General features: G+C 52.6%; 3 protein-coding genes and 1 pseudogene. All 4 read right to left on the bottom strand.

From position 1 onward, the window contains the following. Positions 1–249, bottom strand: a 249-nt coding sequence (locus FTU42_RS14655; RefSeq protein ID WP_180083713.1) for an IS6 family transposase, incomplete at its 3' end; no start/stop codon positions are given. Between the two features lie 209 nt (positions 250–458). Continuing rightward, complete coding sequence (locus FTU42_RS14650; RefSeq protein ID WP_000587837.1) at positions 459–1,001, bottom strand: AAA family ATPase; 543 nt, start codon at positions 999–1,001, stop codon at positions 459–461. 12 nt (positions 1,002–1,013) lie between these two features. Continuing rightward, entirely contained in the window at positions 1,014–1,874 is an 861-nt protein-coding gene (gene aac(3)-IId, locus FTU42_RS14645; RefSeq protein WP_000557454.1) for an aminoglycoside N-acetyltransferase AAC(3)-IId, read from the bottom strand. A gap of 132 nt (positions 1,875–2,006) precedes the next feature. Then, positions 2,007–2,492: pseudogene (locus tag FTU42_RS14640) on the bottom strand (IS3-like element ISAba14 family transposase); the annotation flags it as partial. Between the last annotated feature and the right edge of the window lie 125 nt (positions 2,493–2,617).

Genomic DNA, 2,617 nt, shown 5'->3' with positions numbered 1-2,617 from the left:
CTTCACGTAGGTTTCATCCATGTGCCACGGGCAAAGATCGGAAGGGTTACGCCAGTACCAGCGCAGCCGTTTTTCCATTTCAGGCGCATAACGCTGAACCCAGCGGTAAATCGTGGAGTGATCGACAATCACTCCGCGTTCAGCCAGCATCTCCTGCAGCTCACGGTAACTGATGCCGTATTTGCAGTACCAGCGTACGGCCCACAGAATGATGTCACGCTGAAAATGCCGGCCTTTGAATGGGTTCATGTGCAGCTCCATCAGCAAAAGGGGATGATAAGTTTATCACCACCGACTATTTGCAACAGTGCCCGAAAATCTGCTTCTCTGTGAGAGTACGGGTTCGAGTCCCGTCGTCCGCACCACAAAGCCAAACATCCCTGCGATGATCGACCTCTGGGCGTTTGGTCGTGAGCCCGCCACCCTCGCGCTACGCTTTGCGCAGGCGTCGAAGGCGATCAGGTGCGCCCATCGATTCCGTCGAGCACCATCGCTGCGAGTTCATCGCTGGTGTGTGCACCACTATCGAGAACACGGGTTGTGCATGGAAGCCGTTCCCTTGCGGCCAAGCATCGGGCGACATTCGCTAATCGCCACTCTCGAATCTCCGCATTTCGATTCGGGTCAGGATGCATGGTCTGGTTCGCGATCCGGTGACGCAATAGGTCCTCGTTGAGCGTCAGAAAGATGTGCAGCAGCTGATCGTCGATCCGCCTTACCCCGTCGAGTATCTCAGTCAGATAGTCCGGGTGCACGAGCGTCATTGGGATGATGATGTCCTGCGAGTAATTCCTTCGAATCTCCCTGACCGCCGCGATCGTAAGTCCCCTCCACAAGGGGAGATCCTGATAGTCTCCGCTCGCTGGCATGGGGACCGTTTCTTTCACCACGAACCCGATTTCCTCGGGGTCAAAGATCAGCGATTTGGAACGCCGATCGCGCAGCCGCTTAGCGAGCGTCGTCTTTCCGGCGCCGAAAGGTCCGTTGATCCAGATTATCATTGTCGACGGCCTCTAACCTGAAGGCTCGCAAGAGCGCTCGACGGCCTCGTGCGGAGGCACGATCGGAGTGGTTCCGAAATGCTTCTCAAGATAGGTGACGCCGAACGTCACGATGTCCTGCGCGTCGAACAGGTAGCACTGAGCAAAGCCCACGACACCTTCTCGATGGCGACCGAGCTTCACGTAAGCATTTGCTATAGTTTCAACCGCATCCGGCTTTCCTTCGATAGCAAAGCAATCGAGAATGCCGTTTGAATCGTAATCCGATGCCGTTTTCCAGGCGACTTCACCGTCTCTTCCAAGCATCGGCATCTCATACGTCACCCACCGTTTGTTGGGGATATCGGCAACCGCCTCGGCGTAGTGCAATGCGGTAACGGAGTTTAGCGGCGCACCCAACAGCAGGGCCTTCCCGCCAAGGCGAACGAACCGCTCGACGGGCGATCCTTCCCCCAAGGCGTGACCGAGTTCGTGAGGCTCCGTCAGCGTTTCAGCCAGCGGACCAACCGCGACCATCGATGCATCGGGGTGCGCGCTGCGCCGCGCGCCGGGGGCTTGAACCAGAAATTGATTCAGCAGGCCGAACCCACGGTAAGTCCCGGCTGTTGCGGGATCGAACGGCAGCCAGGTACGGCGGGCTTCGTCATCCAGCCGAGCGCCATTCAGAGTCTCCTCGTAGGGTGATCGGTCCCACGACGCGTATCCCATCACAGTGCCAGTCGGCCCAACCGCGGAGCGTAACGCGGCAACGACCGTCTCCGCTCCTCCTTCGACCGGACCAATCGCTTTAAGTGAGGCATGCACCATCAAGAGGTCACCGGTTTGGACTCCGAGTTTTTGAAGCGCCTCCGTTATTGCCTTCCGCGTATGCATCGCGATATCTCCTCTAAACTGCAAAACACTATACCTATCGAGATATCACTCTACTATACCTATCGAGATATAGAGGTGGTCCCACTTGTTTGAACAACTAAAAGCGTATTTATAAGTGATATTCCGCTCTAGTTAAGCCACCTTGTTTTGTTGGGGTAGCTGATCATAGTAAAACTCATTTGGTGTCATTTTGTCTAGACTCGAATGAGGTCGTTTCAAATTATAAAACTCAAAATATGCACTTAATTGCTTTTTCGCATCTGTGACACTGCTATAAGCTTTGAGATACACCTCTTCATATTTAACGCTCCGCCATAATCGTTCAACCATCACATTATCTACCCATCGACCTTTACCATCCATACTGATTTGAATGCCATTTGATTTCAATACATCAATAAATGCATCACTGGTAAACTGGCTGCCTTGGTCTGTATTAAATATTTCAGGTCGACCATATTTTTCAATCGCTTCATTTAAAGCCGAAATACAAAAATCCACCTCCATACTAATCGATACCCTATGCGCAAGTACCTTGCGGCTATGCCAATCAATCACAGCACATAAATAAACAAAGCCTTTTGCCATAGGGATATACGTTATATCCGTAGACCACACGGCACTGTTGCAAATAACCACGAATGGTAAGCTGAAGACTGTTTTAGCTAAAGGTGCAGCATATGAATCCTTTCCATGGTCGGCATTTTCAGGGCGAAATCATTCTTTGGGCTGTGCGCTGGTAT

Source organism: Acinetobacter sp. YH12102, assembly GCF_013419125.1.
GTDB lineage: Bacteria > Pseudomonadota > Gammaproteobacteria > Pseudomonadales > Moraxellaceae > Acinetobacter > Acinetobacter pseudolwoffii.
Note: the sequence above shows the minus strand (reverse complement) of the source record. Positions and strands in the feature narration are given on the sequence as shown.

What these genes read in the sequence shown, in the direction of transcription:
- FTU42_RS14650 (WP_000587837.1), bottom strand. Translation starts at nt 1,001, where the DNA reads ATGATAATCTGGATCAACGGACCTTTCGGCGCCGGAAAGACGACGCTC.